The sequence below is a fragment of the Oryzisolibacter sp. LB2S genome, from assembly GCF_040732315.1.
Classification (GTDB): Bacteria; Pseudomonadota; Gammaproteobacteria; order Burkholderiales; family Burkholderiaceae_C; genus Alicycliphilus; species Alicycliphilus soli.
In genome coordinates, this window is the sequence record NZ_CP160388.1 from 3,119,541 (window position 1) to 3,145,290 (window position 25,750).

Consider the following 25,750-nt stretch of genomic DNA (forward strand, 5'->3'; position numbering starts at 1 on the left):
GCGCCGCACAAAGGCTACCGGGTTACTTGACGTCCTTCCAGTAGGCTGCGTTCAGCCTCCAGGCGATGAAGGTGAAGCCCGCGAGGAACAGCAGTACCCAGACGCCGATGCGAATGCGGGTATTTTGCGCGGGTTCGCCCATCCACTGCAGATAGTTCACGAGATCACCCACAGCCTGGTCATATTGCTGCGGCGTCATAGTGCCCGGAGAGATCTCCTCCCAGCCCTTGAACACCTCCTCGGTCTGGCCGTGGCTCTCGCGCTGCTCGAAGACGGCCTTGCGCTCGCCCTGCAGCTGCCACATCACGTGCGGCATGCCCACGCTGGGAAAGGCCAGGTTGTTCCAGCCCGTGGGCTTGGTGTCGTCACGATAGAAGGTGCGCAGGAAGGTGTAGAGGTAGTCCGCGCCGGAACCACCGGAGCCGGCACGCGAACGCGCGATCACGGTGAGGTCGGGCGGGTTGGCACCGAACCATTCCTTGGCCTCCTTGGGGTTGATGGCCGCCTGCATGGTCTCGCCGATCTTGTCGGTGGTGAACAGCAGGTTGTCCTTGATCTGCTGCTCGGTCAGGCCGATGTCCGTCAGGCGGTTGAAGCGCATGAAGGCCGCAGAGTGGCAGCTCAGGCAGTAGTTGACGAACAGCTTGGCACCGTTTTGCAGCGATGCCTGGTTGGTCACGTCAACGGGTGCCTTGTCCCAGACCATGCTGGACTCGGAGGCATGCGCACCGGCCACGAAGCCCAGCGCCGCGATGAGCGAAAAAAGTACTTTCTTCATTGTTGTTGTCTCCGGCTCAGTGGGGCTTGAACGTCACGCGATCGGGCACGGGCTTGGGCGTTCCAAGGCGCGACCACCAGGGCATGAGCAGGAAGAATCCGAAGTAGAACAGCGTACCGACTTGCGACACTCGCTCACCGATCGGCGACGGCGCCTGCACACCCAGATAGGCCAGGATCACGAACCAGACCACGAAGATGGCATACAGGTACTTGTGCCAGGTGGGGCGGTAGCGGATCGAACGCGCGGGGCTGCAGTCGAGCCAGGGCAGGAAGAACAGGATGATCACGGCACCACCCATCACCACCACGCCCCAGAACTTGGCGTCGATGGACAGCATGAGCGCAATGACCACGGCAGCGGCCACGGCGATGCCGGCCTTGATGAAACCGGGCAGCCTGGCCTTGAACACGCCATAGCCGGCACCGAGCACCACGCAGGCGATGAGCGCATACATCATCTCTGCGGTGATGGCACGCAGCATGGAGTAGAACGGCGTGAAGTACCAGACCGGTGCGATGTGGTTGGGCGTCTTCAGCGGATCGGCGGGGATGAAGTTGTTGTACTCGAGGAAGTAGCCACCGAACTCGGGAGCAAAGAAGATCACGGCCGAGAAGATGAACAGGAAGATGCTCACGCCAAAGATGTCGTGCACCGTGTAGTACGGGTGGAAGGGCACGCCGTCGAGCGGATGGCCATGCTCGTCCACCGGCTTGCCGGGACCCTTGATCTCGATGCCGTCGGGGTTGTTCGAGCCCACATCGTGCAGCGCCAGCAGGTGCGCCACGACCAGGCCCAGCAGCACCAGCGGCACGGCGATCACGTGGAAGCTGAAGAAGCGGTTCAGCGTGGCATCACCCACCACATAGTCGCCGCGGATGAGCAGCGCCAGGTCGGGACCGATGAAGGGGATGGCCGAGAACAGGTTCACGATCACCTGGGCGCCCCAGTAGGACATCTGACCCCAGGGCAGCAGGTAGCCCATGAAGGCCTCGGCCATGAGCGCCAGGAAGATGGCACAGCCAAAGATCCAGACGAGTTCGCGCGGCTTGCGGTACGAGCCATAGAGCAGGCCGCGGAACATGTGCAGGTAGACGACGATGAAGAACGCCGATGCGCCCGTGGAGTGCATGTAGCGGATCAGCCAGCCCCAGGGCACGTCGCGCATGATGTACTCGACCGACTCGAACGCCTTGGCGGCGTCGGGCTTGTAGTTCATCACGAGGAAGATGCCGGTGACGATCTGGATCACTAGCACCAGCAGCGCCAGCGAGCCGAAGATGTACCAGAAGTTGAAGTTCTTCGGAGCGTAGTACTCCGACATGTGAACCTTGTAGGCATCAAAGGCCGTCGGGAAACGGTTTTCGAGCCAGTTCATCGTCTTCGCGCCAGCGGATGCGTTGGGCGAGATTTCCTTGAATTCGCGGTAAGCAGCCATTTGTCAGTGCTCCCTCAGGCCTTCTTGTCTTCACCAATGAGCAGCTTGGTGTCCGACAGATACATGTGCGGAGGCACCTCGAGGTTGTCCGGCGCCGGCTTGTTCTTGAACACGCGACCGGCCAGGTCGAAGGTCGAGCCGTGGCAGGGGCACAGAAAACCGCCCTGCCAGTCATCGGGCAGCGAGGGCTGGGGCCCCGGCGTGAACTTGTCCACGGGCGAGCAGCCCAGGTGGGTGCAGATGCCCACGCACACCAGGATCTCGGGCTTGATCGAACGATGCTCGTTGCGCGCATAGGGCGGCGTGAACTCGTCCGGATTGCGCTTGGACTCGGGATCGGCCAGCTGGCTGTCGAGCTTGGGCAGCTCGGCGAGCTGCTCGGGCGTGCGCTTGATGATCCACACGGGCTTGCCACGCCACTCGACGGTGATCTTCTCGCCCGGCTTCAGGCTGGAGATGTCCACCTCCACGGCAGCGCCTGCGGCCTTGGCCTTCTCGGAAGGCTGGAACGTGCTCACGAAGGGGACGGCAACGGCCACTCCGCCCACCGCGCCAGCACAGCTGGAGGCAATCAGCCATGTCCGCTTGCTGGAGTCGATCTGAGTTTGACTCATGGGGATCCTCGGTATGCTTCTTTATGGGGTCAACCGCAAATTGTAGCGGAGGCCACCTGGCGGCTCCAACGCGGCTTGCGCAGTTGAGCTAGCATCTCTGCCGGTTCATTGTGTTTAGTCAGCTTTACAAGGATTTTCAGAATGAGCATTGTTCAGGAGTTCAAGGAATTTGCCGTCAAGGGCAACGTCATCGATCTCGCCGTGGGCGTGATCATTGGTGCCGCATTCGGCAAGATCGTCGATTCCGTGGTCGCCGATCTCATCATGCCGCTGGTCGGCCTGGTGTTCGGGAAGCTCGATTTTTCCAATCTGTTCATCGTGCTGGGCAGCGTTCCGGAGGGGACCGCGCGCACCCTGGACGCACTGAAGAAGGCCGGCGTGCCGGTCTTTGCCTACGGCAGCTTCATCACCGTGGCGGTGAACTTCATCATCCTGGCGTTCATCATCTTCATCATGGTCAAGCAGTTCAACCGCCTCAAGCGCGAGGCCCCCGCCGCGCCCGCGGCAGAGCCCGTGACGCCCGAGGACATCGTGCTGCTGCGCGAGATCCGCGACAGCCTCAAGCGCTGATCGATCGCCTCAGCCATTGACGCCCGTGGCATGGGTGCCACGGGCGTTTTGCGTTGCCCGGCCACCGTCCTTCATGGACGCCTGTTCACGGACACAGCCTGCGCGCCATGCGCACGGCCTCGATGAGGCTGGCTGCATCGGCCACGCCCTGGCCTGCAATATCGAAGGCCGTGCCGTGATCGGGGCTGGTGCGCACCAGCGGCAGGCCCAGGGTCACGTTCACACCCTTGTCCACGCCCAGATACTTCACGGGGATCAGACCCTGGTCGTGGTACATGGCCACGACCACGTCGAACTCGCCCGCGCGCTCGCGCGTGGAGCGCGCACGCATGTAGACCGTGTCCGGCGCAAAGGGGCCATGCACATCCATGCCACGCCCGCGCGCCAGCGCAATCGCGGGCGCGATGATGTCCAGCTCCTCGCGGCCGAACAGGCCGCCCTCGCCCGCATGCGGATTGAGCCCGGCCACGGCGATGCGCGGCGCCCGCCCGAGGCTGCGCGCGAGCGCGGCATGCGTGATCTCCAGGGTCTGCAGCAGGTTGTCGACCGTGACGGCCTCGATGGCATCGCGCAGCGACATGTGGATGCTGACCAGCACGGTGCGCAGCTCGTCACTGGCAAGCATCATGCGCACCGGCATCTGCGCAACGGGCAGGCGGGCGTGCCGCGCGGCCTCGGCCTGCAGCAGCTCGGTATGGCCCGGGTAATGCACGCCGGCCGCGGCCAGCGCCTCCTTGTGCAACGGCGCGGTCACCAGGCCCGCGATCTCACCGCGCAGCGCGGCGCGTGCCGCCCAGACCACGCAGGCCGCGGCCGCACGGCCGGCCGCCGCGCTCACCTGACCCCAGGGCGCGGGCTCCGCGTCGAGCCCGGGCAGCTGCCACACGGGCAGGCAGCGCGGGGGCACCTGGTCCAGATGTTCCAGGCTGGCCAGTCGCGCGATGGGCAGACTGGTCTCGCCGGGCCGCTCCAGGCAGGCCGCGGCGCGGCGCAGCGTGGCCACATCGCCGACGACGAAGCAGCCACGCAGATCCTGCGGCGCATCGCGAAAGGCCTTGGCAACGATCTCCGGGCCTATGCCGGCGGGATCGCCCTGGGTGATGGCAAGTGCAGGCGTTGCTGTCATATGCAGGTCAAAAATGTCTCCAGCGCCCTATCCGCAAGCGCAGCAAGCTCTCAAACGTATAGCAATCAGTACTTCAGGCCGGGTTGTCTATGTCGATGAAACGATGCTCCAGCCCGAACTGCTGCGCCGCCTGGGCCGCGACGGCCGGTGCGCCGTAGCGTTCCGTGGCATGGTGGCCCGCGGCGATGAAGGCCACGCCGGTCTCGCGCGCCAGATGGGTCTGGGGCTCGGAGATCTCGCCCGTGACGAAGGCATCGGCCCCGGCGGCAATCGCGGATTCGAAATAACCCTGGGCGCCCCCGGTGCACCAGGCCACGCGCCGGATGGGGCGCTCGCCCTCGGGGGCGACCAGCGTCACGCCGCGCGCCAAGGCCGTCTGCACATGGGCGGCCAGATCGGCGGCGCGGGCAAATGAGGCCGGCGCGATGAAGCCCAGATCCTGCTCGCCAAAGCACCGATCGGCCTGCCAGCCAAGCACGCGACCGAGCTGCGCGTTGTTGCCGAGCTCGCCATGGGCATCGAGCGGCAGGTGGTAGGCGAACAGGCTGATGTCGTGCGCCAGCAGGCGCTGCAGGCGCTCCTTCATCCAGCCCGTGACGCGGCCATCCATGCCGCGCCAGAACAGGCCGTGGTGCACGAAGATGGCGTCGGCACCGGCGGCAATGGCTGCGTCGATCAAGGCACGGCTGGCCGTGACGCCGCTGACGATGCGCGCGATCTCGGGCTTGCCCTCGACCTGCAGGCCGTTGGGGCAGTAGTCCTTGAAACGCTCGGGTTGCAGCAGGGCATCGAAATGCGCGAGAAGCTCGTTGCGCGGAATGGTCATGCGGCCGATTGTGCGGCAGCGCCGTGGAGGCCGCGGCAAACACGCGACAATTACCCTTTTCCCGCCACGCCCGCGGGCCACCCTCCCTCTGCGCATCATGAAACGCTTCTGGCTGCTGTTCTCCCAAGCCGTGACGGTATTCGTCGCGGCCTATTTCGTCGTCGCGACCCTGCAGCCCCAGTGGCTGCAGCGCGGCTCCACACGCAGCGCGGCGGGCATTTCGCTCATCGAGGCGCCGCCCACCGTGGGCTCGCAACCCGCGGCCGGCAGCTTCAGCGTGGCCGCGCGCAAGGCGGCGCCGGCCGTGGTGAGCATCACCACGAGCAAGGAGGTGCGCCACCCGCGCAGCAACGACCCCTGGTTCCAGTTCTTCTTCGGCGACCAGGGGCCGCAGTCCCAGACGGGTCTGGGCAGCGGCGTGATCATCAGCCCCGACGGCTACATCCTGACCAACAACCATGTGGTCGAGGGCGCCGACGAGATCGAGGTCACGCTCACCGACAGCCGCCGCGCGCGCGCCACGGTCATAGGCACGGACCCCGAGACCGACCTGGCCGTGCTCAAGGTGCAGCTGGACAAGCTGCCCGTCATCGTGCTGGGCGACTCGGACAAGCTCGCCGTGGGCGACCAGGTGCTGGCGATCGGCAACCCCTTCGGCGTCGGACAGACGGTGACCAGCGGCATTGTCTCGGCGCTGGGACGCACGCAGCTGGGCATCAACACCTTCGAGAACTTCATCCAGACCGACGCCGCGATCAACCCGGGCAACTCGGGCGGCGCGCTCGTGGACGCCAACGGCAACCTCATGGGCATCAACACCGCCATCTACTCGCGCTCGGGCGGCAGCATGGGCATTGGCTTTGCGATTCCGGTATCGACCGCCAGGCAGGTGCTCGAGGACATCGTGCGCGACGGCCGGGTCACGCGCGGCTGGATCGGCGTGGAGCCCGGCGAACTCTCGCCCGAGCTGGCCCAGACCTTCGGCGTGCAGGCCACCCGGGGCGTGATCATCACCGGCGTGCTGCAGGGGGGCCCTGCCGCCGTGGCCGGCATTCGCCCCGGCGACGTCATTCTGCAGGTGGCCGGCAAGCCCACGGACAACGTGTCGCAGCTGCTCAGCGCCGTGGCCGCCCTGCGCCCGGGACAGGCCGCCAGCTTTGCGCTGCAGCGCGGCGACAAGGAGGTGGAGCTGTCCGTGGTGCCCGGCACGCGCCCGCAGGTCTCGCGGCGGCGCTGAGGACAACTATCAAAAAAATAGCTGCCGGCGCTTTACTGACGGGTGCCGGCAGCCATTTTTTATCTCAATTCTCAGGAGGTGGATTCCTGCGCATCCTCGGGTGCCTGGGTGTGGCGTATGAACAGCTGCGCGGCCCAGATGCCGACCTCGTACAGCAGGCACATGGGAATGGCCAGCGCCAGTTGCGACACCACGTCCGGCGGCGTGACGATGGCAGCGATCACGAAGGCCGCGACGATGAAGTAGCCGCGAAAGCTCTTGAGCCGCTCCACGCTGACCACGCCCAGGCGCGCCAGCACCACGACGGCGATGGGCACCTCGAACGCGAGGCCGAAGGCCAGGAACATGGTCATGACGAAGCCCAGATAGGCCTCGATGTCGGGCGCGGCCGTGATGCTCTTGGGTGCAAAGCCCTGGATGAACTTGAACACCTGGCCGAACACGAAAAAGTAGCAGAAGGCCACGCCGACGAAGAACAGCACCGTGCTGGAGACGACCAGCGGCAGCACCAGGCGCTTCTCGTGCGAGTACAGCCCGGGCGCGACAAAGGCCCAGACCTGGTAGAGCACGACGGGCAGGGCCAGCAGAAAGGCCGACAGCAGCAGAATCTTCAAGGGCACCATGAAGGGCGAGATCACCGAGGTGGCGATCATCGTCGAGCCCTGCGGCAGATGGGCCACGAGCGGCGCGGCCAGCAGGTCGTAGAGCTGGCCCGGGCCGGGATAGAAAAACAGCAGGGCGGCCGCGACCCCAATGGCGATCATGGCCTTCACGAGGCGGTCGCGCAGCTCCATCAGGTGCTGAACGAAGGGCTGCTCGGTGCCGGCGAGCTCGTCTTCTGGTTTCGGTGTTTCGGACATCTGGGGATCATGGCAGGCCTGCGGCCCGCCTCGGTTGTGCGGCCTGCCGAGCGCCGACGAGGTTGCGGATCAATGGAATTTGCGCGGCCGAAAGCGCGCCACGCGCGCCGCGCCCGACTGCACCTTGGTGCGCACGCCGGTACGCGCCTTGTACCACTGGGGTACGGCGCCGCGCTTGAGGCGCCAGTTCTTGCCCGGGTTCCGGTAGGCGGGAACCACGCCCGGCGGCTCGGACAGTGGCTCGCCGGCATCGGCGGAGAAGCCCGCGTCGCTGCCCAGGCTCTGCTCCATGTCCCGCTGGAAGTCGGTGGCGCTGGTCTGGATGCTCTGCTCCACGTCGCGCGCGGCACCCTCGACCTGCTCCTTCATCTTGCGCAGCTCGTCGAGCTCCATGGAGCGGTTGACCTCGGCCTTGACATCGGCCACATAGCGCTGCGCCTTGCCCAGCAAGGTACCCACGGTGCGCGCCACGCGCGGCAGCTTCTCGGGGCCGATGACGATGAGTGCCACGGCGCCGATCAGCGCCATCTTGGACAGGCCAATATCGATCATGAAGGATGCTCAGGCAACGAGGCTTGCGCCTCAGCTCTTTTGCTTGGCTTCCACGTCGATGGTGGTCTTGTCGGCGGTCGATGCGTTGGTCACCTGACCGGCCGCGGCATTGCCGGCCGACGGCTCGTCACCGCTGCTGCCGTCCTTCATGCCGTCCTTGAAACCCTTGACGGCGCTGCCCAGGTCAGAGCCGATGTTCTTGAGCTTCTTGGTGCCGAACACCATGACGACGATGAGCAGCACGATGAGCCAGTGCCAAATGGAAAACGATCCCATGAAAATCTCCTAACGAATGCAACCCAATTTTAGACGTCGCGGTCATCCCGGCTGGGGCATACCCCTAGCCAGCACTTAGATGCCGTCCATCCGCCCCCGGTTCAACCCCTGCGCCAGGGGCGCGGCCCGCCGATCACGTGCATGTGCAGGTGGTGCACCTCTTGCCCGCCTTCCGTGCCGGTATTGACGACGATGCGGAAGCCCCCGTCCGGATAGGGGTTGCAGCCCTGCTCCATGGCCAGGCGCGGGGCGAGCTGCATCATGTGGCCCAGCAGGCCCGCATGCTCGGGCGTGACCGCCGCCATGGAATGCAGATGCAGCCTGGGCACGATGAGGAAGTGCACCGGCGCCCAGGGCTGGATGTCATGGAAGGCATAGACCTGTTCGTCCTCGTACACCTTCCTGGAGGGAATCTGGCCGGCGATGATCTTGCAGAAAAGGCAGTTGGGATCGTGCATGGAGCGTTCTCGTCGAGTCGGCTGAAACGGTTAACGATTGTCGGTCAAGTGCAGCGTGTGCCGCACGCCCACATCATCGCGATGGCGGGCAAGCCAGCGCAGGCCCTCGGCGCGGCCAAGATCGAACAGCTGGTTCACGAAACCCATGTCCGCCCGCGTCTTGCTCGCCGAGCCCAGCGGCGCCAGGGCGCTGCCGCCATCGACGCGATGCATGCGCATGCCCCTGTACTGCTGCGGATCGAGGCGCCCCTGCTCGAGCAGGCGGCGCACGAAGTCGATGGCGCGCAGCTCGCCGAGCAGGCTGGCGTTGAAGGTGACCTCGTTCATGCGCTCCATGATCTCGGGCGCGGTGTCGGGCAGGTCCAGGTGCTCTATGGGGTTGATCTGCACCAGCAGCACGTCGGCGCACCGCGTTTCGTAGATCAGCGGATAGAGCGCGGGATTGCCCGAGAACCCCCCGTCCCAGTAATGCTCGCCGTCGATGGGCACGGCCTTGAACATCAGCGGCAGGCAGGCCGAAGCCATGACCGCGTCGGCCGACAGGCGCGCACCCGAGAAGATCTCGCCGCGGCCCGTGCGCACATTGGTCGCGCACACGAACACCTTGGGCACCTGCGCATGGCATGCATGGCTCAGGGCGTCGAAGTCCACCACGCGCTCGAGCAGGCCGCGCAGCGGGTTGATGCCCAGCGGGTTGGTCTGGTAGGGCGACAGCCAATGGCTCATCATGGCCAGCAGCGGATTGCCCTGCAGCGGCACGCCCCACAGCAGGCTGCCCAGGGCGCCCACACCCTTCCACAGTTCGCGAAGCGCCTCGCGCGCGAGGGCGCAGCCCTCGCCGTGCGCATCGGCCGCGTCCTCGTGCCGCAGGGCGGCCTGGGCAAAGCCATGGGCCAGGGCCACGGCGTTCATGGCGCCGGCGCTGGTGCCGCTGATGCCCTCGAAGACAAAGCCGCCATCCTCGAGCAGCGCATCGAGCACGCCCCAGGTGAAGGCGCCATGCGAGCCGCCACCCTGCAGAGCCAGATTCAGGGTCGGCATCGCCGCAGCCTCAGCCATCGATGGCCTGGCCCTTGTTCATGGCCACCATGCCGCGCACGATGCGGTAGAGGAACCAGATGGAGATCAGGCCCCAGGCGATCCAGCCCGGGAAGAAGAAAAACAGCCACAGCGGCGCCGTCACCACGTACAGCAGGCCGGCCCACAGCACGGTGCTGATGCGCCAGGAGAAATGGCTGGCCTGCCATGTGCCCTCGGCGTCGTTCTTCTTTACCAGGTCGATGACCAGGGCAATGATGAGCAGCGCCACGCCGGGCTGCGCGCCGGGCATCACGGCGCCCACGGCCACGATCAGGTGCAGGATGTAGCTGACCCAGCCCCAGGCCTTCAGGCCCTCGGCCTGCTCGTTCGGCTCCACGTCGATGATGTCGTTGCTCACGGTGCCTCTCCTTCCTCCAGGGTGCGGCCTGCCAGCTTGCGCAGCGCCTTTTCCTCGATGCCGCTCGTGCCCTCGCGGCGCTCGAGCTCGGCGATCACGTCGGCCGGCGAGAGACCGTAATGCGCCAGCGCCACCATGCTGTGGAACCACAGGTCGGCCACCTCGTACACGAGCTTGGCGGGTGCGGCGCCGTGATCGACATCCTTGGCCGCCATGACCACCTCGGTGGCCTCCTCGCCGATCTTCTTCAGAAAGGCGTCCGGCCCCTTGTGCAGCAGGCGTGCGACGTAGCTCTTCTCGGGGTCGCTGCCCAACGCGGGCTTGCGGCTCTCGATCACGGCGGCCAGGCGCGCCAGCGCGTCCTGGGATGCGGACGCCGGGGAATCGTTGCGGGACATGGACGTTACCTGTAGATGGATTCGGGGTCTTTCAAGACCGGATCGACGGCCTGCCAGGCGCCGTCCTTGAGCACGCTGAAAAAGCAGCTGTGGCGCCCCGTATGGCAGGCAATGCCGGGCTCGTGGCCGAGCTGCGTTACCTTGAGCAGCACCACGTCGTTGTCGCAGTCCAGGCGCATCTCGTGCACCTGCTGCACATGGCCGGACTCCTCGCCCTTGAACCACAGCCTGCCGCGCGAGCGGCTGAAGTACACGGCGCGGCCGAGCTCGGCGGTCTTCTGCAGCGCCTCGCGGTTCATCCAGGCGAACATCAGCACGTCGCCCGTGGCGGCCTCCTGCGCGATCACGGGCACCAGGCCCTGCGCGTCCCATTTCACTTGATCAAGCCAGTTCATGCCAGCCATTGTCGGAGGTTTGCCCTTCTGCGGCGTTCTTGAAAGATTTTGATAGCTGCCAGCGCTTGTCCAGCAAGGGCTGGAGCCCGATTTGACCTCAAACCACTCACAGGCGCACGGGGATGCCACGCGCGCGCATGTGCTCCTTGGCCTGGCGCACGGTGAACTCGCCGTAGTGGAAAATGCTCGCGGCCAGCACCGCGTCGGCGCCACCCTGCTGCACACCATCCGCCAGGTGGTCGAGGTTGCCCACGCCGCCCGAGGCGATCACGGGCACGCCCACGGCGTCGCTCACGGCGCGCGTGAGCTGCAGGTCGAAGCCGCTCTTGGTGCCGTCGCGGTCCATGCTGGTGAGCAGGATCTCGCCCGCGCCGCGGCGCGCCATCTCCTCGGCCCAGCGCACGGCGTCCAGCCCCGTGTTCCTGCGCCCGCCGTGGCTGTACACGTCCCAGCCCTCGCCGCGCTCGACCACCTCCTGGCCCTGGCGGCGCTTGGCGTCGATGGCCACGACGATGCACTGCGCGCCGTACTTGTCGCTGGCCTGGTTGATAACCTCGGGTGTGGCGATGGCGGCCGAGTTGAAGCTGGTCTTGTCCGCGCCCGCGTTGAGCAGGCGGCGCACGTCCTGTACCGTGCGCACGCCGCCGCCCACCGTGAGCGGTATGAAGACCTGGCTGGCCACGGCCTCGATGATGGGCAGGATGAGGTCGCGCCCGTCGCTCGTGGCGGTGATGTCGAGGAAGGTGAGCTCGTCCGCGCCCTGCTCGTTGTAGCGCGCGGCGATCTCGACCGGGTCGCCCGCGTCGCGCAGTTCGACAAAGTTGACGCCCTTGACGACGCGACCACCGGTCACGTCCAGGCAGGGAATGATGCGTTTGGCAAGCATGGCAGTTGTTCTACGGCTGGGGCCGGCAAGATACCACGGCGCGGCGGCCAAAGTGGCCTGGATCAGTCGGCCAGCTCGCGCGCCACGCCGTCCTGCCAGCGCCAGGCGTCCTCGCACATGGCGCGCACGTCGCGCCGGGTGCGCCAGCCCAGCAGCCGCTCGGCCAGGCTCGGGTCGGCCCAGCAGGCGGCCACGTCGCCCGGTCGGCGCGGGCCGATCTGGTAGGGCACGGGGCGGCCGCTGGCCTGCTCGAAGCCGCGCACCATCTCCAGCACCGACACGGGCCGGCCCGTGCCCAGGTTCACCGTCAGCAGGCCCGGGTGCTCGCGCAGATAGCGCAGCGCCGCCACATGGCCCTCGGCCAGGTCGCAGACATGGATGTAGTCGCGCTGGCCCGTGCCGTCGGGCGTGGGGTAGTCGTTGCCCCAGACGTTCAGAAACTCGCGCCGACCCGCCGCCACCTGGGCCACATAGGGCATGAGGTTGTTGGGCACGCCCTGCGGGTCCTCGCCGATCAGGCCGCTCTCGTGCGCGCCCACGGGATTGAAGTAGCGCAGCCGTGCGATGCGCCACTGGCCGGGCTCGCTGGCGTCCACATCGGCCAGCACCTGCTCCATCATGAGCTTGCTCCAGCCGTAAGGATTGGTGGCCGAGAGCGGAAAGTCCTCGCGGATCGGCAGGCTGGCCGGATCGCCATACACCGTGGCCGAGGACGAGAACACGAGCTGATGCACCCCCGCCTCACGCATGACCTGCAGCAGCGTCACGGTGCCGGCGACGTTGTTCTCGTAGTAGGCCAGCGGATCGCGCACCGATTCACCCACGGCCTTGAGCGCCGCGAAGTGGATCACGGCCGTGAACCGGTGGCGCGCGAACAGCTGCCGCAGCAGGGCCGCATCACGCACATCGCCGCGCACGCATTCGGGCACCTGGCCGGTGATGCGCCCGACACGCTCGAGCACCGAAGGCCTGCTGTTGCTGAAGTTGTCCAGCACCACGAACGGCTCGCCCGCCTGTGCCAGCGCCACACACATGTGCGAGCCGATATAGCCCGCGCCTCCGGTTACCAATATCACTACCAACCTCCTGTAACAAGACTTTAGGTGCAATTGTGACCGCCAAACCTTCAACAAATGTGAAGTACTCACTGCGGCGCCATGTAGGTGCAATAACTTGATACATTCACCCTCCGCATAATCCGTGCCCCATCACAAGACCGTTCTCATCGTCAGTCGCCGGCCGACGTCCGCAATGCTTTCTTCTTTTTTCCCGCAGTGGCGTGCCCGCCTGTCGTCGGTGTTGACCGCTCTGCTGCTGTCCTGCGCCGCCCATGCCGAGACGCCGGCGGTGGCCCTGTACTATGGCCATCACATCCCATTGGGAGAGCTGCGCACCTTCGACCTCGTGGTGGTCGACCCCGATCATCCGGCCCACCAGATCAATGCCTCACGGTCCGCGCCGCGGATCTACGCCTACGCATCGGTGACCGAGGTGCAGCCCTCGCGCCCCTACTACCGGGACATTCCAGACCACTGGAAGCTGGCGCGCAACCAGGACTGGCAGTCCGATGTCGTGGACCAGAGCGTGGCGGCCTGGCCCGATTTCTTTGCCAGCCGCGTCATCGCCCCGCTGTGGGAGCGTGGCTACCGTGGCTTCTTCCTCGACACCCTGGATTCGTATCGGCTGGCCGCAAGGTTTGACGAGCAGGCACAGCAGCAGGGCCTGGTGCGCGTGATCGAGACTCTGCACCAGCGCTTTCCCGGCATCCGGCTGATCCTCAACCGTGGCTTTGACATCCTGCCCCGGGTGCGGGGCAAGGTCGAGATGGTGGCCGCCGAGTCGCTCTACCGGCGCTGGAACCCCACGAGCCGAAGCTACGAGGAGGTCCCCGAACAGGATCGGCAATGGCTGCTGGGGCAGTTGCGTACCGTGCAGCAGCGAGACGACCTGCCGGCGCTGGTGATCGACTACGTGGCACCGCATGACCGGGCCCTCGCGCGCTCGACGGCGCAGAAAATCCTGCGCGATGGCTTCATTCCCTGGGTCACCGACGCCCGGCTGTCCACCATCGGCATAGGCAGCATCGAACCCGTGCCACGCCGCATACTGGTGCTCTACAACGGCGACGACTCGCCCGCGCTGAACTACGCCAACGCCCATCGCTTCCTGCAGATGCCGCTGAACCACATGGGCTATGTGACGGACTATGTGGACATACGTGGCGACCTGCCGGCCCAGGTCACGCCCGACCGCTATGCCGGTGTCGTGAGCTGGTTTTCCGGCCATATCCCCGCGTCACGCCAGGCGACCCTGAGCCAATGGCTGCGGGCACGGCTGGGCGACGGCATGCCGCTGGCGGTACTGGGCAACTGGGGCCTGGCGCCCGACGGCGCACTTTCGCGCAGCCTGGGCCTGGCCAGCGCTCCAACGGAACCTCGTGGCCCGCTGCAGCAGGCACGAATGGCCCCCATGATGGGACTGGAAGGCCCGCCCCCCCTGCCATCACAGCAGACCGAGCTGGTACAGCTGACACCGGACATGGCACGTCAGGCGCAGCCGCTGATGGAGTTGCGCGACGCGCGTGGGCACGGCCTCCTGGCCGGTGCCATCACGCCCTGGGGCGGCTTTCTCCTCGACCCCAACGTGCTGCTGGAAATCCCCGGCACCGAAGACGCGCGCTGGCTCGTTGATCCATTTGCCTTTCTGCAACAGGCCCTGCGCCTACCCGCGATTCCCATACCCGACACCACGACAGAGAACGGACGCCGCCTGCTGCTGGCCCATGTGGATGGCGACGGCTTTCCGTCTCGGGCCGAGTTGCCGGGCAGCCCGCTGGCCGCGCAGGTGCTGCTCACGGAAATCTTCGAGAAGTACCGCATCCCACAGACCATGTCGGTCATCGAGGCCGAGGTCGCACCCCACGGCCTGCACCCCTCCCTGAGTCCGGAAATGGAAGAGATTGCGCGCAAGATGTTCCGCCTGCCACATATCGAGGTCGGCAGTCATGCGTACTCCCACCCCTTCCTGTGGGACACGAGCGTGCAGCACGGGCTGTTCAAGGACAACCCGGAGGCCGCGCAGTCGCTCGCCGTGCCCGGCTACACCATGGATCTGGAGCGCGAGATCGTGGGCTCGACCCGCTACATCAACGAGCGCCTGGCCCCCAAGGACAAGCCAGTCAAGCTGTTTCAATGGACCGGAGACACGGCGCCCAATGCCCGCGCCCTGGAGCTGACCTACCGCGCCGGCCTGCTCAACATCAACGGCGGCGACACCTCCATCAGCCGCGACAACCCCTCGCTGACGGCCATCGGCAGCCTGGGCATACGCAAGAATGGGTTCCTGCAGGTCTACGCCCCCATCACCAATGAGAACATCTACACCAATCTCTGGACGGGGCCGTTCTATGGTTTTCAGCGCGCCATAGAGACCTTCGAGATGACCGACAGCCCACGACGCATCAAGCCCGTGGGCATCTATTACCACAGCTACTCGGCGAGCAAGCCGGCCGCGCTCAAGGCCCTGAAGAAGGTCTACGACTGGGCCCTGGCACAGCCGCTGCATCCGGTGCACGCGTCGGAGTTCACGCGCAAGGTGCAGGATTTCTACGACTACGCCATCGCTCGCGATGGCCAGGGCTGGCGCCTGCGCAGCAGCAACGGCGCGCTGCGCACCGTCAGGCTGCCCGATGCACTTGGACTGCCCCAGCCCGGCACAAGTCAGGCGGTCGCCGGCTGGCGCCCGGGCACCGAGGGCCAATACGTGCACCTGAGCGACCCCTCGGCGCTCCTGCAGACCGGCGGTCGCGAGATCGGCACGCCGTATCTATACGAAGCCAACGCCCGCCTGGAGGAGTGGACGGCGGACGAGGACGGCCTGCGCGTGCAATTGCGGCTCCGGGGCCATGTGCCGCTCGAATTCGCGCTCGCCAACACACAGACCTGCCAGGTACGCGCCAACCAGCGCAACCTGGCCGCCCTGCGCTCCGGCGCGCAGACCCGCACTGCCGTGCAACATTTCAGGCTGCCCGATGTCGCTGCCCAGATCCAGATCCTCTGCCCAGCACGTTGAGCGGCCGATACTCGCGCCCACCTGGCAGATTGCCGTACTCACGGCCATGGCCTGCGGAGCGCTGTGGCTCATGTATCCGCGCCAGGATCTCGAACGACGCCTGGCTGCCAGCGGCGAGAGCGAACTTTCCACGGCCTATCTGAACAACCTGCTGCGCAGCGAGCCCGGCAACCCACAACTGCGCCTGCTGCTGGCGCAGCGCCAGATTGCCCACGGCGATACCGCCAGCGCCCGTGCCACCTTGCAGCCCGCGCTGGAGTCGAGCGACCCGGCCCTGCACAGGGAGGCGCTGTGGGCCCAGTTGGAGCTGCTCTACAGCGAGTACCAGCATGTATCGCAGCACGCACCCGACCGGCGTCTGGCGCAGCTGCACCGCCTGCGCCAGCACATTCGCCTGTTGGCCGACGAGAGTTGGCCGCCGGAGCGGCAACGGCGACTGGCCGCGCTGGCCAGCGAGTTTGGCGAGCAGGCGATCGCCCAGGCGCTCAACCGGCAGGACGCACCGGCCGATCCACATGACGCCGCGCTGTACTACGAGCGCGCCGCCCGTGAGGCGCTGGCCCGCGGCGACTATGAAGGCTGCGCCCAGCACTACCTGTCAGCCCGCCAGAGCGCGCCAGATCCGGAGCAGGCCAAGACCTACTACTACGCTGCCATCGCCGCATTGCGCTCGGGCAACCAGCCCGCGGCCGCGCTGGCCCTGGCCGAACGCGAAATCGGCCCGCTGGCCGACGATCCGCCAACCCTGTTCATGCTCACGCAGCTGGCACGCGCTGCCGGCAAGCCCGAGGTGGCCGAGCACTATGTCCGCCGGCTGCTGCGCATGGCCCTGGAGCAACAGGCCATCCAATGGGCGGCGGCAGAATCCAGTGACTCAAGTGCGGCACTGCAGCCCATGGTCTGGCTGGCCGAGTCCACCACACCACCCGCAGCAACGGCATATGACGACGGCGCCGGCCTGCTCGCGCACCAGGCTGCCCCGTTCGCAAGGCGGGTGGCCGACAGGCCCGGCGCACCCCACGCCCCGGCCCTGCCCTTCGACGACAAGACCTATACCCTGGGCTACGAGGTTTTCCTGGAAAACCGCAAGCTCGAGGATGCCTGGGCCATTGCCCAGGCGGCCGTGCGCCAGAACCCTTCGGACATGCGCTGGCGCGAGCGCCTCGCGCAGGTGTCGGAGTGGACACAGCGCCCCGCCATCGCGCTCGAGCACTGGCTGGTCCTGGCGCGCCAGACGAATCAGGAATCTGCCTGGCAGGCCGTGCTGCGCCTGGCGCCGGGTCAGTTCGACGATGGCGCCCTGGTGCAGGCCCTGCGCCATCAGCTGCGCAGCCGCCCCGAAGACCTGCGCCTGATGCGCGCCCTGGTCGAGGCGCAGGAGCGTCTTGGCGAACCCGAGCCCGCCATTGACTACCTGCGCCAGCATGCCCATGGCGCGGCCGGCCTGGAACTGCTGGCACAGTTGTCCGAGCGCGCTGGCCAGCCCGAGCTGGCACTGCAGACCTGGCAGCAACTGCTGGCCGATTCCGCACAGATCACGCCGGAGCGCGCCATGCACGCCGCCGTTCTGGCACTGCGCCAACGCCAGCCCGAGCTGGGCCTGCAGTGGCTGCAGGCGGCGCAGGAGCGCCCGCCGGCATCGAGCACGGCAGCCGCAGAACTGTGGCGCTTCACGGGCCAGCTGGCGGCCAGCCGCGAGCACCACCAGCTCGCCATCTCCGCTTATCGCAAGCTGGTGGATGGGCGCCATGCCCATTCCGCCGACTACGACGCCCTCATCCGGCTGCTGCAGCCCGAGCAGCCCCTGGAGGCCGCCGCGGTCGCGCTGCTGGCATGGCAGCAACACGACGAGCCACGGCACCTGCTCGAAGCCCTGAGTGCGTATTCCAGCCACGAACGCTGGAGCGATTTCCGCCGGGCGCTGGAACTGCTCGACCCGGCGCCCGATGCCACGCGGCGCTCGCTCGCCCGGATGAACCGATCGGCACAGTTCCTGCGGCTGATGGGAAGCTATCACCAGCACCGCGGGCAGCCAGTGCAGGCCCGTCGCCACTACGAGGCGGCGCTCAGGCTCGAGCCGACCTCAGCCGAGCTGCGCCAGGCGCTGCTGTGGCTGCTCATCGATGGCAACGACGCGCCCGCCATCCGCGAGCTGCTCGCGGTGCATGAGCCGAGTTGGAGTACCAGCGATGATCTGCATGACGCACTGGCAGCGGCCTATCAGGCACTGTCGCTGCCTCAGATTGCGCTCACCCGCTACCTCACGCCCCATGTGGCCGCGCACCGGGATGACTTCCTCTGGCTCATGAACTATGCCGATGCGCTGGAGCAGAACCAGGAGGCCGATCGCGCCTGGCGCCTGCGCCGCCACCTGCTGTCACGGCAATGGCAGGAGGCGATGCAGGCGCGGGGCGGCAGAAACCTGACTCCTGCGCAGGCACGACAGCGCTGGCTTTCCGAGGAGGGGCTCGATGCCACCCGGCGCATCGCCCGCGCACGCCTGGTGCTGCAGCAGCGGCCCGGTGACCCCGCCCAGGAGGTGCTGCGCGAGCTGCTGCGACTGGACCAGGACGCGCAGGGCAACTACTCCAATGCCGCGGCGGAAACCGCCATCGGCTGGTTGCAGGACGCGGGCGAGTACAAGGCCGAGCGCGGCTTCCTGTGGCATCAGTACGCGCGCAGCCGCAGCCTGGGCAGCAACCGCCCCCTGTGGGCCCAGATCAGCGTGGCCCTGGCCGAGGACGACAAGGCCTCGACAGGAGAACTGCTCCAGGAGTTCGACCAGCGACTGCCGCGCTATGACCGCATCAATGCCGCGGCTGCCGCGGGCGACACGCGACTGGCGCAAAGCGCCGCGTTCGAGACGCAGGAGCAGCAGCCCGACGACCACCCGCTGCACCTGCAACTGTCCGACAGCCTGCTGGCATTCAGCGACCACGCGGGGATGCTCCTGCGCCGGAGCGACCTGGGCGCGATCGACGAAGACCTGACACGGGCCCAACTGCACCTGGCCATCAGCCCGCGGCTGGCACTGGAACTCGATCTGGGTCGCCTGCAACGCCAGGTCACGGCCGCGGACCAGGTGCGCCACGCGCCCGACGAAAACATTGCCGCGGTGCTGCTGCGCTGGCGCCATCAGGACGGCGACACCCGGCTGCGGCTGGCCAGCCGCAAGGGCTATGCCGACACCACCCCCCTGACCCTGGAGCATGAGCAGCGGCTGGACAACCGCCTAACGCTGCGCGGCGAGCTTGGCTGGCAACTGCCCAGCGAGGAAAGCCTGGCACTGCGCCTGGGCGGCATGAAGACCCGCCTGGCGGCAGATCTGCGCTATCAGGCGACGCGCCAGGACAGCCTGGTGCTGTCGCACTGGCACGAACAATACCGGCTGCAGACCGGTGCCGAGGTGGGACGCGGACGCCACACGGCGCTCGAATATGCACATGCATTCCGCCAGGAAGCGCCCACCCTCGAATGGGGTGCGTTCTGGTCCACACACCAATTCGACCGCCGTCCCCTCTCGCACCTGGGGCAGCAGGGCCAGGACTTCCTCCAGCGCATCGCGCCGGCCGGCCTGGGCAGCAGTCTGGGGCCCGACTACTTCGTGCCGGACAGTTTTCGGTTCTACGGCCTGCGTCTGTCCACCAACATGCGCTTCGAGCAGGACCACACGCGCGCGCTGCGCCCCTTTGCCAGTCTGAGTCTCACGCGCCACAGCCAGCTCGGCGCGGGCTACGACCTGCGCCTGGGGCTGGCAGGCAGCGTGCTGGGCCCCGACCACCTGCGCCTGAGCTTCGGCCTGGGCAAGTCCGGGGTGCAGTCCCTTGGCCTGACCCGCGTGCTGGAACTGTCATACCGACTCCACTATTGACCCCTGATACCTCTGAGGAGAACCCTTCATGCTCCACCGCCACCCCTCTATTGCCCAACGGATGCGCCTGCTGCTGGCGGCTGGCGCCGTCGCGCTGCTCAGCGCCTGCTCCACCGTCGACCAGGGCCGTGCGCCCCAACTGGAGCGCCAGGCAGGCTGGGTCGTGCTGCCCTTCGCCAACCACACCGAGACCCCGCTGGCGGGACAGCGTGCCGAGGCCATAGCGCAGGCGCTGCTGAGCGCCCAAAACCCGGGTCAGGTACGCCGTGCGCCGCCATCGACGCAGGAGGAAAGTCTGTTCGGCGCAGGCGATGGTCAGCGCACGCAGGACGCACTGGCCTGGGCGCGCGAGCAGAAGCTGCGCTATGCCCTGGCGGGCAGCGTGGAGGAATGGCGCTACAAGGTCGGCGTCGATGGCGAGCCCGCGGCCGGTGTCACGCTGCAGATTCTGGACGTGTCCACGGGAGAGGCGCTGTGGAGCGGCGCTGGCGCGCAAAGCGGCTGGAGCCGTGAGGCTCTGTCTGCCGTGGCGCAGAAGCTGATCCGCAAACTGCTGCAGGCGGGCCTGGCGGGCAGCCGCTGATACGCCGATGTCGATATCCCCCGACAGCACCAACCAGCGTCGCCGATTGCCCGGCAGCGACGCGCCTGCACAGGCGCCGTCCGGCAGGGGACTACCCCGACACCTGCTGGGCAAGCTGGCCACGACGCCCACCCATCCGGCCATCACCGTGGGTGAGACCCTGTTGCTGCCCCTGCTGGCCGTGGTTCTGGGGTTGGCGTTCGCGCCCCAGGATCCACTGCTGACCCAGGCCGCCTTTCCATGGCCCTGGCTGGTACCGGTGGTGCTGGCCCTGCGCTATGGCCCCCTGGCCGGCCTGGGTGGTGCCAGCGTGCTGCTGGCCTGCTGGCTCGGGCTCAATGTGGGGCATTGGGACGTTTTTCCGCAGCTGTACTTTCTTGGCGGGTTGATCCTCGTGATGCTGGTCGGAGAGTTCTCCAGCCTCTGGCAGGCGCGTGCGCGCCGCGCCGAGACGCTGCAGCTGTATCTGGACCAGCGTCTGGAACATCTGGTGCGCCAGCACTATCTGCTGCGCCTGTCACATGACCAGCTGGAGCAGGAACTCATTGCCCGCCCCATGTCGATGCGCGACGCATTGAAGGAGCTCAACCAGGCCGGGCAGGATGCGCATGGGGCAGGACCGACACCACAGCAGCTGCTGCGCGTGCTGTCCCAGTTCTGCCAGCTCGAGTGCGCGGCCATTCACCCCGTGCGGGATGCAAGGCCGCAGGCCCAGCCCGCAGCCATCCTCGGTGCCTGCGATGGCCTGAAGGCCGACGACCCGCTGGTGCAGCAGGCACTGCGGACTGGCCAGCTTTGCCACATCAATCAGGCCGTGTCCGCACAGCAGGACACCCTCTACCTCGTCGCAGCACCGCTCGTCGATCTGGCCGGCGACATGTACGGCCTGCTTGTGGTGCGTGACATGCCATTCTTCGCGCTCCAGCAGGAAAGCCTGCAAACCATGCAGTTGCTGTTGTGCTACTACACCGACAGCCTGTCCATGCAGCGACTGGCCCAGCCCATCGTGAGCCAGGTGGCGGACTGCCCCCCGCGGTTTGCCTTCGAGTTGCAGCGCCTGGCGCACATGCACCGTGAAACCCAGGTGCCGAGCGTTGTTGTGGCGCTGGAGTTCCGCCCGCAGGCGCTGAAGCAGGACTTGCCCGAACAGATCATGCGCCTGCGACGCGAGCTCGACGAGGTCTGGCCGATCGAAGGCCCCGAGCGCCAGGTGCTGGCCGTGCTCATGCCACTGGGCACCAGCGGCACGGCCGAGGGCTATGTCCGGCGCCTGGAAGCCTGGATGCAGCACAGAAGCCAACAATCGCTGGCCGAGGCGGGGATCTTCACGCATGTGCTGCCGCTTGACGGTGCAGCGCCCCTGCGCACCGTGGAGCGCCTGCGCGCCATTGCCCATGCTTAACATCAAGCTTGGTCTGGCCGCGCTGGGGCTCGAGGTCGGCGCCTGGAGCGGTGCCTGGCTGCTGTCCGAGCGCTCGGACACCGCCCTGGCCAGCTATCTGTTGCTGCATGCCGCCGCCAGCCTGCTGTTGTCGCTGGCGCTGCTGCCACTGCTGCCCTCGCGCCTGAGCAGGCCGCGCTGGGCCAGCGTGCTGCTCATGGCCTGCTGCAGCTACGCCGTGCCCGTCGCCGGCTTTCTCGGTGTGCTGCTGGCCTTCGTCATTCTGCGTGTGCACCGCCATCGGCCTCGGCCAGAGGACTTTGACGCCGTGCAACTTCCCGAATTCGACCAGCACCAGCGCCGCCAGGGCCAGTTCCGCCATGTTGGCCTGCAGTCCTTTCTGGCCAACGACCGCGTTCCGGTGCAGGAGCGGCTGCGCGCGATGGCGGCGCTGCAGTTCACGCCCGGGCGCATGGCGTCGCCGCTGCTGCGCAGCGCACTCGGTGACGCCAGCGACGACCTGCGCCTGCTGGCCTACGGCATGCTCGACAACCTGGAGAAGCGCGTCAACCGCGCCATCGACGATGAGCTCGAACTCCTGGACACGGCCCCTGCCCACGGCGACCAGCGACTTCGGAGCGCACAGCGCCTGTCGGATCTGTACTGGGAACTCGTGTACCAGGAACTGGTGCAGGGCGATCTACGCACGCACGCCATCGAAGAGTCGCTGCGCTACTGCCACCAGGTGCTGGCGCAGCAGCCCGCCAACGCCGCCATGCATCTGCGCCATGGACGCCTGCTGCATGCGCTGGGCCGTGCCGACGAGGCGGAGCAGGCCTACGACCGGGCGCGCGCGCTGGGCATGCCCGCAACACGGGGGCTGCCCTATCTGGCACAGCTGGCATTCGAGCGCCGCGACCACGCCCAGGCACGGGCGCTGATGCGTGAGCTCGGAACATGGGGGGCGCTGCCACGATTGCGCCCCGTGATCGACTACTGGACCCAGTCATGACCCACCCCAAGGCTCAGTCTGCCGACATTGCCCTGATGCTCGAGGGAACGTTCCCTTACGTGAGCGGTGGGGTGTCGAGCTGGATCAACCAGATCATTCGCGCCTATCCGGAATACCGCTTTGCCATCGTCTTTCTGGGCAGCCGGCGCACGGACTACAGCGGATTCAGGTACGAGCTGCCCGACAACGTGGTGCATTTCGAGGAGCATTTCCTGCACGAGCAGGCCGCCGGGCACCCGCAACCGGCGCCCCGAAGGGGCGATGCCCAGGGCGAGGCCCTGGTGCTGCGCCTGCTCGCCGCGCTGGAACAGGACCCGCCGCAAGCCATGGCGGCCTTCGACGCCGTGGCGCAGCAGATGATGCCCGGTGGCGCCGTGCAGCTGGGCGACTTCCTCTACGGCAAGCGTGCCTGGGACCTCATCTGCGACGCCTACCGCGCGCATTGCACCGACCCTTCGTTCGTCGACTTCTTCTGGACCCTGCGCCTCATGCTGCAACCGCTGTGGCTGCTCGCCGGCGTCGCCAAGAGGCTGATTCCCGTGCGTGCGGTGCACTGCGCATCCACCGGCTATGCCGGATTCGTGGGCGGACTGGTGGCACAGACACGGCGTGTCCCGCTCATTCTCTCGGAACACGGCATCTACACCAAGGAGCGCAAGATCGACCTGTTCAAGAGCGAGTGGATACACGACAACCGCAACCTCTTCCAGCGCGACCCGACGGAACTGTCCTACTTTCGCCAGATGTGGATCCGCTTCTTCGAGTGGCTGGGACGCTACTGCTACGCGCATGCCGATCGCATCGTGGCCCTCTACGAGGCAAACCGTCAGCGCCAGGTACAAGATGGCGCGCCGCCCGAACGCACCAGCTGCATACCCAACGGCATCCACCTGGAACGATTCGCCCCGCTGCGCGCGCAGCGGCCGGCCGAGCCACCACCGGTGCTGTGCCTGATTGGCCGCGTCGTGCCGATCAAGGACGTCAAGACCTTCATCCGTGCCATGCGCAGCGTCGTCAACCAGCGCCCCGACGCCCAGGGCTGGATCGCAGGTCCCGCCGAGGAGGATCCGGCCTATGCCGAGGAATGCCGCAACCTCGTGCGCAGCCTGGGCCTGCAGGAGCATGTGCAGTTCCTCGGCATGCAGCGCGTGGAAACGCTGATGCCGCGCATCGGCCTGGTGGTGCTGTCCTCGATCAGCGAGGCACTACCACTGGTGCTGCTCGAGGGCTATGCGGCCGGCGTGCCGGCCATATCCACCGATGTGGGTTCCTGCCGCCAGCTCATCGAAGGCCACGAGCCGGCCGACCGCGCGCTCGGCCCCTCCGGGCTGGTGGTGCCGATCGCCGACCCCCAGCGGCTCGCCGATGCCGCACTGACCCTGCTGGGCGACACAGCGCGCTGGCAGGCCGCCAGTCGCGCAGCCGTGGCCCGCGTGGAACGCTACTACACGGACCGCCTGATGTTTGATCGCTACCGCCAGGTCTATGAACAGGCACTGGCACAGCCCCGGGGAGCTGCCTGATGGCCGGCATTGGATTCGAACTGCGCCACATGCTGCGCAAGAACACCCTGCTGGGACTGGTGCAGGCCTATGCCTACGCCGGCGTGATCGGCTCGGGGCCCTGGGTTCTGTCCATCGTTGGCATTCTGCTCGTGGGCATCTTCAGCGCCAGCGTGGTGGTGCCCGCCAGGCTGGTGACGCAATTCCAGACCTCGGTCACCTACCTCGTGGCCTGCAGTCTCATCTACACGGGACTGGCGCAGCTGGCGTTCACACGCTTCATCTCCGACCGCCTGTTCGAGAAGCGCAAGCACCTGGTCATGCCGAATCTGCACGGCCTGTTGCTGCTCGTGCTGCTGGGCGCGGCGACCCTGGCCACGCTGGCGCTGTTCGTGGTGCTGCCGGCCCTGGGCCTGGCCTACCGGATGCTGATGCTGGCCGGCTTCATGCTGATGAGCGGCGTGTGGGTGCTCACCGTGCTGCTGTCCGGGATGAAGCGATACAAGGCCATCGCCGGCCTCTTCGCGCTGGCCTACGGCTTGATCGTTGTCGCAGCCCTGCTCATGCGCCCCTGGGGGCTGGAGGGCCTGCTTGCCGGCTTTGTGCTGGGCCAGTTCGTGCTGCTCGCTGGCATGTGGCTGCTGATCGTGAAGGAGTTCCACCCGGCGCGGCGCCTGCTTGCATTCGACTTCCTGGACCGGGACAAGCTGTACCTCTCGCTGGTGGCGATCGGCCTGCTCTACAACCTGGGAATCTGGGCCGACAAGTTCATGTTCTGGTACTTCCCGCCCACCTCGCAGCCCATCATCGGACATCTGCGCGCGTCGCTGATCTACGACCTGCCCGTGTTCCTGTCGTATCTGTCCATCATCCCGGGCATGGCGGTGTTTCTGGTGCGCATAGAGACAGACTTCGTCGAGTACTACGACAGGTTCTACGAGGCCGTGCGCAGTGGCGGCTCGCTCGAATACATCGAGTCCATGCGCGACGAGATGGTCTATTCGATTCAGCAGGGCCTGGGCGAAATTGCCAAGATTCAGACCCTGGCGGTGCTCGTGACCTATGTGGCCGGCCCGTGGCTGCTCGACAGCCTGGGCATCTCACGCCTGTACCTGCCATTGCTCTACGTGCAGGTGATTGGCGTGGGCCTGCAGGTGGGGCTGATGGCGGTGCTCAACGTCTTTTTCTATCTCGATCAGCGGCGCACGGTCTTGCTGCTGTGCGCCATGTTCGTGCTGCTCAATGTCGCACTCACGGGCTTCACGCTTGCCACCGGCGCCGCCCTGTACGGCTACGGGTATGCGCTGGCGGTGCTGGCCACGCTGGCCACGGGCCTGCTGCTGCTGTCCAAGCACCTGCATAGGCTGGAATACCAAACGTTCATGCTGCAATAAACACATTTGGTTTCTACCCATCCATGCAGAATCCATGCATCGCCACTGCATCCGGGAATGCTGCATGCCTGATCGACGATCATC

The 25,750-nt window shown here is 66.8% G+C and carries 24 protein-coding genes; 9 read left to right on the forward strand and 15 right to left on the reverse strand.

From position 1 onward, the window contains the following. Positions 1-22: 22 nt before the first annotated feature. From ABUE11_RS14750 to petA, 3 genes are read right to left on the reverse strand one after another with little or no spacing between them, the layout of a single operon-like run. Positions 23-778, reverse strand: a complete 756-nt coding sequence (locus tag ABUE11_RS14750) for a cytochrome c1 (RefSeq protein ID WP_367066061.1) — start codon at positions 776-778, stop codon at positions 23-25. Between the two features lie 16 nt (positions 779-794). After that, positions 795-2,216, reverse strand: a complete 1,422-nt coding sequence (locus ABUE11_RS14755) for a cytochrome bc complex cytochrome b subunit (RefSeq protein ID WP_367066062.1) — start codon at positions 2,214-2,216, stop codon at positions 795-797. A 14-nt stretch (positions 2,217-2,230) separates the two neighbouring features. Continuing rightward, a complete protein-coding gene (petA, locus tag ABUE11_RS14760; RefSeq protein WP_367066064.1) occupies positions 2,231-2,830 on the reverse strand; it encodes a ubiquinol-cytochrome c reductase iron-sulfur subunit in 600 nt (199 codons plus the stop codon). A gap of 141 nt (positions 2,831-2,971) precedes the next feature. Here petA and mscL point away from each other — a divergent pair, with 141 nt between their 5' ends. After that, positions 2,972-3,400: a large conductance mechanosensitive channel protein MscL gene (mscL, locus tag ABUE11_RS14765; RefSeq protein ID WP_367066066.1), complete on the forward strand. Its 429-nt coding sequence runs from the start codon at positions 2,972-2,974 to the stop codon at positions 3,398-3,400. Positions 3,401-3,485: 85 nt separating this feature from the next. Here the strand turns inward: mscL and pdxA are convergent, their stop codons facing one another. Together pdxA and ABUE11_RS14775 are read right to left on the reverse strand one after the other, a co-directional pair. After that, complete coding sequence (pdxA, locus tag ABUE11_RS14770) at positions 3,486-4,526, reverse strand: 4-hydroxythreonine-4-phosphate dehydrogenase PdxA (protein WP_367066067.1); 1,041 nt, start codon at positions 4,524-4,526, stop codon at positions 3,486-3,488. Positions 4,527-4,599: 73 nt separating this feature from the next. Further along, on the reverse strand, positions 4,600-5,352 hold the full coding sequence (locus ABUE11_RS14775) for a Nif3-like dinuclear metal center hexameric protein (RefSeq protein WP_367066068.1): 753 nt from the start codon (positions 5,350-5,352) through the stop codon (positions 4,600-4,602). Positions 5,353-5,449: 97 nt separating this feature from the next. On the opposite strand from ABUE11_RS14775, the gene ABUE11_RS14780 reads away from it, so the two are divergent. Next, a complete protein-coding gene (locus tag ABUE11_RS14780; RefSeq protein ID WP_367066069.1) occupies positions 5,450-6,589 on the forward strand; it encodes a Do family serine endopeptidase in 1,140 nt (379 codons plus the stop codon). Positions 6,590-6,660: 71 nt separating this feature from the next. On the opposite strand, the gene tatC is transcribed toward ABUE11_RS14780, so the two are convergent. From tatC to galE, 10 genes are all read right to left on the reverse strand, one after another. Next, a complete protein-coding gene (gene tatC / locus ABUE11_RS14785; protein ID WP_367066071.1) occupies positions 6,661-7,449 on the reverse strand; it encodes a twin-arginine translocase subunit TatC in 789 nt (262 codons plus the stop codon). 69 nt (positions 7,450-7,518) lie between these two features. Continuing rightward, positions 7,519-8,001, reverse strand: coding sequence for a Sec-independent protein translocase protein TatB (tatB, locus tag ABUE11_RS14790; RefSeq protein ID WP_367066073.1), 483 nt, complete (start codon positions 7,999-8,001; stop codon positions 7,519-7,521). Positions 8,002-8,031: 30 nt separating this feature from the next. Further along, complete coding sequence (gene tatA, locus ABUE11_RS14795) at positions 8,032-8,277, reverse strand: Sec-independent protein translocase subunit TatA (protein ID WP_367066075.1); 246 nt, start codon at positions 8,275-8,277, stop codon at positions 8,032-8,034. 101 nt (positions 8,278-8,378) lie between these two features. Then, positions 8,379-8,735 (reverse strand): histidine triad nucleotide-binding protein, encoded by a 357-nt coding sequence (locus ABUE11_RS14800; protein ID WP_367066077.1) that lies wholly within the window; start codon positions 8,733-8,735, stop codon positions 8,379-8,381. Positions 8,736-8,765: 30 nt separating this feature from the next. Next, positions 8,766-9,794 carry a patatin-like phospholipase family protein gene (locus ABUE11_RS14805; RefSeq protein ID WP_367066078.1) on the reverse strand — a complete coding sequence of 343 codons (1,029 nt, stop codon included), beginning with the start codon at positions 9,792-9,794 and terminating at the stop codon, positions 8,766-8,768. Continuing rightward, a complete protein-coding gene (locus ABUE11_RS14810; RefSeq protein WP_367066080.1) occupies positions 9,787-10,173 on the reverse strand; it encodes a hypothetical protein in 387 nt (128 codons plus the stop codon). The genes ABUE11_RS14805 and ABUE11_RS14810 overlap by 8 nt, the downstream gene beginning before the upstream one ends. Beyond that, the gene (locus tag ABUE11_RS14815) at positions 10,170-10,571 is read right to left on the reverse strand and encodes a phosphoribosyl-ATP diphosphatase (protein WP_367066081.1); all 402 of its coding nucleotides are present in this window, start codon (positions 10,569-10,571) and stop codon (positions 10,170-10,172) included. Before ABUE11_RS14815 ends, ABUE11_RS14810 begins: the two co-directional genes overlap by 4 nt. 5 nt (positions 10,572-10,576) lie before the next feature. Further along, complete coding sequence (gene hisI / locus ABUE11_RS14820) at positions 10,577-10,975, reverse strand: phosphoribosyl-AMP cyclohydrolase (RefSeq protein WP_367066082.1); 399 nt, start codon at positions 10,973-10,975, stop codon at positions 10,577-10,579. Positions 10,976-11,072: 97 nt separating this feature from the next. Next, positions 11,073-11,852, reverse strand: a complete 780-nt coding sequence (hisF, locus tag ABUE11_RS14825) for an imidazole glycerol phosphate synthase subunit HisF (protein WP_367066083.1) — start codon at positions 11,850-11,852, stop codon at positions 11,073-11,075. Positions 11,853-11,914: 62 nt separating this feature from the next. Beyond that, positions 11,915-12,928, reverse strand: coding sequence for a UDP-glucose 4-epimerase GalE (gene galE, locus ABUE11_RS14830; RefSeq protein ID WP_367066084.1), 1,014 nt, complete (start codon positions 12,926-12,928; stop codon positions 11,915-11,917). Between the two features lie 175 nt (positions 12,929-13,103). On the opposite strand from galE, the gene ABUE11_RS14835 reads away from it, so the two are divergent. The 7 genes from ABUE11_RS14835 to pelG are packed head-to-tail and all read left to right on the forward strand — an operon-like array spanning position 13,104 to position 25,666. Continuing rightward, positions 13,104-15,923, forward strand: a complete 2,820-nt coding sequence (locus ABUE11_RS14835) for a bifunctional glycoside hydrolase 114/ polysaccharide deacetylase family protein (protein WP_367066085.1) — start codon at positions 13,104-13,106, stop codon at positions 15,921-15,923. Continuing rightward, complete coding sequence (locus tag ABUE11_RS14840) at positions 15,883-19,794, forward strand: tetratricopeptide repeat protein (protein WP_367066086.1); 3,912 nt, start codon at positions 15,883-15,885, stop codon at positions 19,792-19,794. Before ABUE11_RS14835 ends, ABUE11_RS14840 begins: the two co-directional genes overlap by 41 nt. 28 nt (positions 19,795-19,822) lie before the next feature. Continuing rightward, on the forward strand, positions 19,823-20,377 hold the full coding sequence (locus ABUE11_RS14845; protein WP_367066087.1) for a penicillin-binding protein activator LpoB: 555 nt from the start codon (positions 19,823-19,825) through the stop codon (positions 20,375-20,377). Between the two features lie 7 nt (positions 20,378-20,384). Next, positions 20,385-21,779 carry a PelD GGDEF domain-containing protein gene (locus ABUE11_RS14850; RefSeq protein WP_367066089.1) on the forward strand — a complete coding sequence of 465 codons (1,395 nt, stop codon included), beginning with the start codon at positions 20,385-20,387 and terminating at the stop codon, positions 21,777-21,779. Beyond that, the gene (locus ABUE11_RS14855) at positions 21,772-22,770 is read left to right on the forward strand and encodes a tetratricopeptide repeat protein (protein ID WP_367066090.1); all 999 of its coding nucleotides are present in this window, start codon (positions 21,772-21,774) and stop codon (positions 22,768-22,770) included. Before ABUE11_RS14850 ends, ABUE11_RS14855 begins: the two co-directional genes overlap by 8 nt. After that, positions 22,767-24,293: a GT4 family glycosyltransferase PelF gene (gene pelF, locus ABUE11_RS14860; RefSeq protein WP_367066092.1), complete on the forward strand. Its 1,527-nt coding sequence runs from the start codon at positions 22,767-22,769 to the stop codon at positions 24,291-24,293. The genes ABUE11_RS14855 and pelF overlap by 4 nt, the downstream gene beginning before the upstream one ends. Continuing rightward, positions 24,293-25,666 (forward strand): exopolysaccharide Pel transporter PelG, encoded by a 1,374-nt coding sequence (gene pelG, locus ABUE11_RS14865; RefSeq protein WP_367066093.1) that lies wholly within the window; start codon positions 24,293-24,295, stop codon positions 25,664-25,666. Before pelF ends, pelG begins: the two co-directional genes overlap by 1 nt. Positions 25,667-25,750: the final 84 nt, after the last annotated feature.

Excerpts from the sequence above, each read along its gene's own strand:
- ABUE11_RS14750 (WP_367066061.1), bottom strand. The coding sequence starts at position 778 with ATGAAGAAAGTACTTTTTTCGCTCATCGCGGCGCTGGGCTTCGTGGCC.
- ABUE11_RS14755 (WP_367066062.1), bottom strand. The coding sequence starts at position 2,216 with ATGGCTGCTTACCGCGAATTCAAGGAAATCTCGCCCAACGCATCCGCT.
- petA (WP_367066064.1), bottom strand. The coding sequence starts at position 2,830 with ATGAGTCAAACTCAGATCGACTCCAGCAAGCGGACATGGCTGATTGCC.
- mscL (WP_367066066.1), top strand. The coding sequence starts at position 2,972 with ATGAGCATTGTTCAGGAGTTCAAGGAATTTGCCGTCAAGGGCAACGTC.
- pdxA (WP_367066067.1), bottom strand. The coding sequence starts at position 4,526 with ATGACAGCAACGCCTGCACTTGCCATCACCCAGGGCGATCCCGCCGGC.
- ABUE11_RS14775 (WP_367066068.1), bottom strand. The coding sequence starts at position 5,352 with ATGACCATTCCGCGCAACGAGCTTCTCGCGCATTTCGATGCCCTGCTG.
- ABUE11_RS14780 (WP_367066069.1), top strand. The coding sequence starts at position 5,450 with ATGAAACGCTTCTGGCTGCTGTTCTCCCAAGCCGTGACGGTATTCGTC.
- tatC (WP_367066071.1), bottom strand. The coding sequence starts at position 7,449 with ATGTCCGAAACACCGAAACCAGAAGACGAGCTCGCCGGCACCGAGCAG.
- tatB (WP_367066073.1), bottom strand. The coding sequence starts at position 8,001 with ATGATCGATATTGGCCTGTCCAAGATGGCGCTGATCGGCGCCGTGGCA.
- tatA (WP_367066075.1), bottom strand. The coding sequence starts at position 8,277 with ATGGGATCGTTTTCCATTTGGCACTGGCTCATCGTGCTGCTCATCGTC.
- ABUE11_RS14800 (WP_367066077.1), bottom strand. The coding sequence starts at position 8,735 with ATGCACGATCCCAACTGCCTTTTCTGCAAGATCATCGCCGGCCAGATT.
- ABUE11_RS14805 (WP_367066078.1), bottom strand. The coding sequence starts at position 9,794 with ATGGCTGAGGCTGCGGCGATGCCGACCCTGAATCTGGCTCTGCAGGGT.
- ABUE11_RS14815 (WP_367066081.1), bottom strand. The coding sequence starts at position 10,571 with ATGTCCCGCAACGATTCCCCGGCGTCCGCATCCCAGGACGCGCTGGCG.
- hisI (WP_367066082.1), bottom strand. The coding sequence starts at position 10,975 with ATGGCTGGCATGAACTGGCTTGATCAAGTGAAATGGGACGCGCAGGGC.
- hisF (WP_367066083.1), bottom strand. The coding sequence starts at position 11,852 with ATGCTTGCCAAACGCATCATTCCCTGCCTGGACGTGACCGGTGGTCGC.
- ABUE11_RS14835 (WP_367066085.1), top strand. The coding sequence starts at position 13,104 with ATGCTTTCTTCTTTTTTCCCGCAGTGGCGTGCCCGCCTGTCGTCGGTG.
- ABUE11_RS14840 (WP_367066086.1), top strand. The coding sequence starts at position 15,883 with ATGTCGCTGCCCAGATCCAGATCCTCTGCCCAGCACGTTGAGCGGCCG.
- ABUE11_RS14845 (WP_367066087.1), top strand. The coding sequence starts at position 19,823 with ATGCTCCACCGCCACCCCTCTATTGCCCAACGGATGCGCCTGCTGCTG.
- ABUE11_RS14850 (WP_367066089.1), top strand. The coding sequence starts at position 20,385 with ATGTCGATATCCCCCGACAGCACCAACCAGCGTCGCCGATTGCCCGGC.
- ABUE11_RS14855 (WP_367066090.1), top strand. The coding sequence starts at position 21,772 with ATGCTTAACATCAAGCTTGGTCTGGCCGCGCTGGGGCTCGAGGTCGGC.
- pelF (WP_367066092.1), top strand. The coding sequence starts at position 22,767 with ATGACCCACCCCAAGGCTCAGTCTGCCGACATTGCCCTGATGCTCGAG.
- pelG (WP_367066093.1), top strand. The coding sequence starts at position 24,293 with ATGGCCGGCATTGGATTCGAACTGCGCCACATGCTGCGCAAGAACACC.